Source organism: Laceyella sediminis (genome assembly GCF_003003125.1).
In the GTDB taxonomy this organism is placed as follows: domain Bacteria; phylum Bacillota; class Bacilli; order Thermoactinomycetales; family Thermoactinomycetaceae; genus Laceyella; species Laceyella tengchongensis.
Window position 1 is genome coordinate 1 of the sequence record NZ_PVTZ01000026.1, and the last position, 7,245, is coordinate 7,245.

Genomic DNA, 7,245 nt, shown 5'->3' on the forward strand with positions numbered 1-7,245 from the left:
TAGGGTCCGAAGACCCCCGCACGACTTGCATGTATTAGGCATGCCGCCAGCGTTCATCCTGAGCCAGGATCAAACTCTCCGTTAAAGGTTTCACACCGAAGTGTGAAACTGAGGTTTGAGTCTAAACTCAATGAATTAACAGGTCATGTTGTCACTCTTTAGTTTTCAAGGAACGCTTCATTTTATTTTGTACCGCTCTTGCGGCGACAAATATGATCTTACCACCTTTCTATGCATAATGTCAACACTTTAATTTACTTTTTAATTAAAACCGTGCCTTTCACCTTGATTCATCCGCACTCAGCTAGCCCTCTAATGTCCTTCCTCGACTGATTCACATCCCTTCGAATCCAAAAGCGGGTTGACTTGCCAACCCGCTTACGTCTTCCCCTTTTTGATTTCGTCGGCGCCCAACGATGACCAAGTGAGCCTCTGCAACCAATGACAATGAGGTTATTATCCATCCAAAAACAACATCCACCGCTTCCTTGCCCACTTCAAGCATCCATCTTTTCCGTAAATGTAAATTTGGCCCACGGCTTCAAATAATCCAGTAAAAACACCTCTTCAGGGACGATCCGGCCAATCACATTGGTTTTGCCAGAATTATGCATGGGCTTCAAGGCAATTTGCAATTCGCCCTTATATTGTCCGTACAGCTCATTATCAATCAGGAGATCTCCCCGCTCCATGTCCACTGTGCGATGGGGTGGAAAGGAATATGCCTTGTATTTGATGCGGGAGGCCGTCGAACGAATCATGTACTCTGACACATCCCCACGATAGATATGGCATCCTTCCAACACGATTTTCCGCTCTAACGGACTGGCCTCATCAGCCAATTCCACTGTGAACGACGGCAAGTCGGGATTGATACGCCCCATCGCCCGCAATTCAGCTTCAGTTGCGTAAGCATCGCCGATAATCACATCATCAATTAACCCTGTCGCAAACAAATGCTTGGCTTGCACATGAAGCGGCAAATCGCGGTGCATTTCCAACGTACACAAACCTTCTGTCACCGGCCAAGGCCCAAACGACGCATTAGGAGAAGTGATAAACGCAGCAGTGCGTATCCCGCGCTCCTTAAACATACGGCTACACTGGACAAAATGCGCATAGGACAATCCCGTGTAGCGATGCGGATAAAAATTGTGGCATCCCATTAATCGGCTGACATTGGGTTGGTGACTCAAAATGTTTTCCAAATACTTGGTGGCGTTGCTCATGTTCAGTTCGATCTTCAACCCATGCGGATTATGCGTCATCACCGATTCTTCCAGCCCACCAAAACCGATGTCCAGGCGCACCCCATCCACTCCGATCTCATGGAAAAAAGACAAATCCTCATACGAAGCGCCAAATGCCCGAAACACACTGGGGGCCACATCGGCGATCACCTCCATGCCCAAGTATTTGGCACATGCAGTCAGTTCAGCGAACTGCTTTTTCAATTGTGTCGGCCCAGCCTCCACCGATAGCAGGCAAGTGAACACCCGCCTGCAACCGTATTGCGCGGCCATCCGCAAATATGCCTGATCCCGTTCCGTGGTGGAATGTTCTGGGTAAATGGAAATCCCCCATCTTTTCACGCAGGAACCCTCCCTTATTTGGCCGCTTAGGGTGTTTTCAGCTTCTTCACCAACCGAATCAAGCGTTCAATCAGCTTTTGTTCACTCATCGCCGTCATCAGATGATCTTGAGCATGGATCATCAGCAACGTTTTCTCCCCAGCCGTCCCGTTCAATTCAGCTTGAATCAGCTTGGTTTGTGCTTTGTGCGCTTCGTTCAACTCTTCCTCCGCCCGCTTGGCTAGCTCTTCCGCCTTGGCGAAATCAAACGCCTCTGCAGCATCCAACGCTTCATAAGCGATGGCACGCGCATTTCCCGCATGCAAGATGATTTCATACAACTCTTGTTCATGATTCATGCTCTCCACTCCTGTCCCTAATTGTATCGCCGGATCAGCTCCAGCACTTTGGGGGCGCCAAGGGGAGTATAACCGAGTGGCGGAATCAATGCCACCGGTTTTCCCAATCGTTTACCGATCTCCTCAAATTGGGCCAAACGATGCTTCACTTGCGGCGCGACCAAGCCCAGGTCATGCCGAGCCAGTTCATCTTCAAATTCGTGCGTTCCGACGGCCTTGATTTCCAAAGGAAACCCTTCTTGGTCGGCCAATGCCTTGACCGCATTGACCACAATCGCACTTGACATTCCACCCGAGCAAACCATCACCACGCGCATATCCATTCCCCCCTGATCTTTCTGCCTGGTCATGCAGTGACGTTCCCATACTGCCAACATTATTATAACAATATTCACACATGGACAATGCAACCATTTATGAGATATATTTCAGATAGGAAGATCATTATACAGAATGTTCAAAATATATTTTCACAAGGAGGCGCCTATGCAACTCTTTCTTCAATGGATTGAGACTCGGTTAATGCCGCCAATGGCCCGCATTTCCGAAATGCGCCATATCCGAGCGGTGCGCGACGGAATCATCGCGACCCTGCCTTTAATCATCGTCGGTTGCTTTTTCATTATCATCGCCAATCCCCCTGTCGAATCTTGGGCTAAAGCAGTGGAGCCGTATAAAGAACTGATTGTTGTACCCTTTCGTCTTACGTTGGGGCTAATGGCACTTTACGCCTCTTTCGGAATGGGCCACAGCTTGGCCAGATCGTACCAATTGGACGGCGTTTCCGGTGGGTTGCTGACCATGGCTACGTTTATTATGGCGACGGTTCCGGTCAATCTCGACGACAAATTACCCGCAGACCAAGCACTTGGATGGCTGTTGCCATTGCAATATATGGGCGGAGCCGGATTGTTCATGTCGATCATCGCCATGCTCATCGCGGTGGAAACAATGCGCATCCTCAAACAAAGAAAATGGGTCATCCACATGCCCGAATCCGTGCCTCGTTCGGTTGCGCGGTCATTTGAAGCGCTGATTCCAGCCACAGCGATTGTTCTGTTCATGTGGACGATCAGGGTGTTGCTTGACATTGATCTACACGCTTTGTTACAAAGCCTCTTTCAACCGTTGGCGATATTCGCCGGAAACACGTTTTTGGGCGCGATGGTTCCGGTCCTCTTCATCATGTTGCTCTGGGCGGCTGGCATACATGGCGATGCCGTAGTCGGGTCCATTTTCCATCCGATTTGGTTCGCTTTGCTTGACCAAAATGCCGCCGCGGCAGTAGCTGGCAAAGAATTGCCCAGCCTGATTGTGGAACCATTCTTCCAATGGTTTGTTTTGATCGGTGGTTCCGGCGCCACTCTGTCCTTATGCGTGCTTATGCTTTTTTCTAAATCTTCCTATCTCAAACAAGTGGGCCGTTTTTCCATCGTGCCGGGCATCTTTAACATCAATGAACCCATCATTTTCGGCGTGCCCATGGTAATGAATCCAATGATGTTCATCCCGTTCATCCTCGCGCCTTTGGCTTGCACCGCAGTGACATATGCCGTATTCTCTATCGGCTTGATCGATAAAATCTCCTTATTGGTGCCATGGACGCTTCCCGGCCCAATCGGTGCATACTTAGCTACAGGCGGGAGTTGGGAAGCCGTATGCCTCCACTTGTTCAACTTGGTATTGACAGGGGTCATTTATTGGCCGTTTTTTAAAGCCTATGAGCGCAAACTCCTCGCCGAGGAACAGGCGCAATCGGCCTGAAAAAAAGTAAAAACCCTGCGCCGCTTGACCGGCCCAGGGTTTTTGTTTATTCCTTTGTCCAGGCAGCCACTTTCTCAGGATGCGCTTTGATCCATGCCTCCGCAGCTTCATCTGGCGTCTTTCCTTTACGGATGTCGAGCATAACCGATTCCATGTCCTCTTTGGTCCAAGCAAACCGATCCAATATACGGTACACTTCTGGCATGTCTTCTTTCAAACCTTTGCGGGCGATGGTGTGGATCTGCTCTTCCTCACCATAAATTCCCTTGGGATCTTTGAGGATCTTCAGATCATATTTGGCAAAGATCCAGTGCGGTTGCCAACCGACGACAACAATCGGTTTTTTCTGTTCGATCGCTTTGGCGAGCGAAGCCGTCATCGTCGCATCTGATCCGCTGACCAAGCTGTAGTCCAATCCATACTGCTTGAGCGCTTTTTCCGTGTTTTGCATGATGCCAGCGCCGGGATCGATTCCGATGATTTTGCCGCCAAACAAGTCTTTGTTTGCATTCAATTCTTCTATGGAGTCAACCGGCACATACTCAGGCACCACCAGACCCAACCGCGCTCCTTTTAAGCTGACACCAAGATCGTCATATTGCCCTTTGTACTTTTGCACAAACACTTTTCCCGTCACGGGCAACCATGCCGCCAAATGCGCATCGACATCGCCTGCCACGACTCCTGACCACATCGGGCCTGCTTCTGTTTCCTTCATGTCAACTTCATACCCTTGGTCTTCTAGCACGCGTTTAATCACATGGGTGCTCGCAATCTCCGTATCCCAGCTCACATAAGCCAGCGTCACTTTTTCTTTGGCACCGCCAGGTTTGGCATATGAGGCCACTCCCAAGCCCAACAGGGCCAAGATCGCCACAATCGACACCCATTTACGGACTCCCGCCCACGGGGTCGCCCCTTTCGCTTGCTGACGAGGCTCACCCAAATTCTGCGTCATTCGGTCTAGGATGATGGCGATGATCACAATCGCCAAGCCGGCTTCAAACCCTTTTCCGACTTGCAACCGTGAGATCGACTGCAACACGATCTCACCAAGTCCACCCGCACCGATCATGGAACTGATCACAACCATCGACAATGATAGCATGATCGTCTGGTTGATCCCTGCCAAAATCGTGGATTTGGCCAACGGCAACTCTACTTTTACTAGCCGTTGCCACGGAGTGGAACCAAACGCGTCGGCCGCTTCCTTCAACTCGCTCGATACTTGCCGCAATCCCAACCCTGTCATTCGAATCGTGGGCGGCATCGCGAAGATGACAGACGCGATCACAGCTGGAACCGCCCCCAAGGCAAAGAAGAACACCGCAGGAATCAAATAGATAAACGCAGGCATCGTTTGCATAAAATCCAATAGTGGTGAGATCACTTTTTTAGCTTGATCGCTACGTCCTACCCACAACCCGAGGGGAATACCAATCACAATCGATAAGAGCGTCGAGGTCAATACCAACGCAATGGTTTGTACACTGGCTTCCCACAAACCGAGATACAGGATGAATGACATACCCAACAAAGCAAACAACGCTATGCGCCAGCGACTCAACAGCCATATGATCAGGGATAATAGGAGAATGGTCGGCAAAGGGGGCAACACCGTCAATATGCGCTCGAAAAAATCAGTCGTCGGTTCGATCGCCCCTTGGATGACCGCGAAAAAAGGCGCGAAATGCACCTGCATCCATTTAATGAGCGCATCCACCCACTCAGCCAAATGAATTTTGGGTATGCCATTCATGCCGTATCACCTCCTTGTCCAGCCAATGCCGACAGCAACGCGCCCCGGCCAACAATGCCTTGCAAGCGTTCCTTGTCATCTACCACCACGGCTGGATAAGAAAAATCCATTTGCACCATGGAAGCCAACACCTCTTGCAATGGGGTGTCTTTTTGCACTTTTACAATGTCTTCTATCATAACCTCTTCGATTTTCATATTTTGCGCTACCGCTTGTTTCACCTTGTCTGCTGTCAATAAACCTTTTACTTCTCGGTTGCGATCGATCACAAGCAATGTCGGAATGCGTTTATCCCGGATTCGGGTCAACGCAACCCTTGGTCCATCTTTACCTAGCACCACGACTTCCGGTTTTTGCATGATGCTTTCTGCCATCAGGACTTTGCCGAGATTTACATCCTCAACAAACCGCTCCACATACTCATCTGCCGGATTCGTCAAAATTTCCTCTGGTGTGCCGATCTGGACAACCTCACCATCGCGCATCAACACGATGCGGTCACCGATCCGCAGTGCTTCGTCTAGATCATGGGTAATAAAAATAATGGTCTTATTCATATTGCGTTGCAGTTCCAACAACTCATCCTGCATATCCTTGCGAATGAGTGGATCCAGTGCACTAAACGCTTCATCCATCAACAGAATATCCGGATCGTTCGCTAGGGCACGCGCAAGACCGACCCGTTGTTGCATCCCCCCGCTCAGCTGATCCGGCAAACTGTCAGCATAATTTTCCAAGCCGACCAACTTCAAACTCTCCCAAGCCTTTTCCCTGCGGGTTTTCCCATCCATTCCCTGAATCTCCAACCCAAATTCCACATTCTCGACCACAGTGCGATGTGGAAATAGAGCGAACTTCTGAAACACCATCCCGATGCGCTTACGACGGATTTCGCGCAATTTGTCGGCTGGCATTTCAACCAAATCTTCGCCATCCAACAAAACTTGACCTGCAGTCGGTTCGATCAAGCGATTGAGCATACGCAAGAGCGTCGATTTTCCACTACCTGACAAGCCCATGATGACAAAAATTTCTCCACCGTTGATCGCAAAACTGGCACGGTTCACACCGACGGTCGCGCCAGTCTCTTTAAGAATCTCATGTTTGTCCTTTCCTTGAAATAACATTTTTAGTGCCTTTTTGCTGGCTCTACCGTAAATCTTCGTTAAATTTTTCACTTCGATTTGTTTCAGCAATCTTTTCACCCCTCCAATCTTAGCGTTGATTATTCCCTTCTTAAACACATCGGAAAACATAATTTTCTTTTCTGAATCGGAAGTAATCCGATTGATTTCCAATACTCCTTTATAAAAATAGAACAAGCTCGCTATAACTATCTTGTTGTAAATGAAATCTTTTCATACCACTTGAGCAAACCAATGTGACTAACCCGCTCTGACACAAGAGCATGTCAACACTCCTACGCTATCCTTTCCGTGCTCGCACACAACAAACACACTTCTTCCGCCGCGTACCATGCCCTCCAATGCAAATAAATACGCACAGATGATTCTCTGATCTCCGCTTCAAATGATCCGCGTTCCAAGAAAGGGTTTCCAATCCGAAGACAGAGTTAGAAAAGTACACAAAAAAGCCGCAATCGGTTAACCGATTGCGGCTTTTTCATCCCTCATTGTTCCCTGAAAACTAAAGAGTGAGTGTCACGTGACCCAAGAAAATGATCGATTATGCTCTAGAAAGAGCTCCTTAGAAAGGAGGTGATCCATCCCCACCTTCCGGTAGGGATACCTTGTTACGACTTCACCCCAATCATCTGCCCCACCTTCGGCGG

6 protein-coding genes and 2 rRNA genes are annotated in these 7,245 nt (G+C 49.1%); 1 reads left to right on the forward strand and 7 read right to left on the reverse strand.

Annotated features, from left to right (window positions below):
- From CLV36_RS16545 to CLV36_RS16560, 4 genes are all read right to left on the reverse strand, one after another.
- A 16S ribosomal RNA gene (locus CLV36_RS16545) occupies positions 1-85 on the reverse strand; the annotation flags it as partial.
- A gap of 412 nt (positions 86-497) precedes the next feature.
- Positions 498-1,592: a DUF871 domain-containing protein gene (locus CLV36_RS16550; protein WP_106343377.1), complete on the reverse strand. Its 1,095-nt coding sequence runs from the start codon at positions 1,590-1,592 to the stop codon at positions 498-500.
- Positions 1,593-1,618: 26 nt separating this feature from the next.
- Entirely contained in the window at positions 1,619-1,930 is a 312-nt protein-coding gene (locus CLV36_RS16555) for a PTS lactose/cellobiose transporter subunit IIA (protein ID WP_022738922.1), read from the reverse strand.
- 17 nt (positions 1,931-1,947) lie between these two features.
- Positions 1,948-2,247, reverse strand: a complete 300-nt coding sequence (locus tag CLV36_RS16560) for a PTS sugar transporter subunit IIB (RefSeq protein ID WP_106343378.1) — start codon at positions 2,245-2,247, stop codon at positions 1,948-1,950.
- Positions 2,248-2,416: 169 nt separating this feature from the next.
- Here CLV36_RS16560 and CLV36_RS16565 point away from each other — a divergent pair, with 169 nt between their 5' ends.
- Positions 2,417-3,694, forward strand: a complete 1,278-nt coding sequence (locus CLV36_RS16565) for a PTS sugar transporter subunit IIC (protein ID WP_106343379.1) — start codon at positions 2,417-2,419, stop codon at positions 3,692-3,694.
- Positions 3,695-3,740: 46 nt separating this feature from the next.
- Here the strand turns inward: CLV36_RS16565 and CLV36_RS16570 are convergent, their stop codons facing one another.
- The 3 genes from CLV36_RS16570 to CLV36_RS16580 form a co-directional block, all read right to left on the reverse strand.
- Entirely contained in the window at positions 3,741-5,453 is a 1,713-nt protein-coding gene (locus tag CLV36_RS16570; protein ID WP_106343380.1) for an ABC transporter permease/substrate binding protein, read from the reverse strand.
- Positions 5,450-6,646: a quaternary amine ABC transporter ATP-binding protein gene (locus tag CLV36_RS16575; RefSeq protein WP_106343381.1), complete on the reverse strand. Its 1,197-nt coding sequence runs from the start codon at positions 6,644-6,646 to the stop codon at positions 5,450-5,452. Before CLV36_RS16575 ends, CLV36_RS16570 begins: the two co-directional genes overlap by 4 nt.
- 518 nt (positions 6,647-7,164) lie before the next feature.
- Positions 7,165-7,245, reverse strand: a 16S ribosomal RNA gene (locus CLV36_RS16580); the annotation flags it as partial.

What these genes read in the sequence shown, in the direction of transcription:
- CLV36_RS16555 (WP_022738922.1), bottom strand. Translation starts at nt 1,930, where the DNA reads ATGAATCATGAACAAGAGTTGTATGAAATCATCTTGCATGCGGGAAAT.
- CLV36_RS16560 (WP_106343378.1), bottom strand. Translation starts at nt 2,247, where the DNA reads ATGCGCGTGGTGATGGTTTGCTCGGGTGGAATGTCAAGTGCGATTGTG.
- CLV36_RS16565 (WP_106343379.1), top strand. Translation starts at nt 2,417, where the DNA reads ATGCAACTCTTTCTTCAATGGATTGAGACTCGGTTAATGCCGCCAATG.
- CLV36_RS16570 (WP_106343380.1), bottom strand. Translation starts at nt 5,453, where the DNA reads ATGAATGGCATACCCAAAATTCATTTGGCTGAGTGGGTGGATGCGCTC.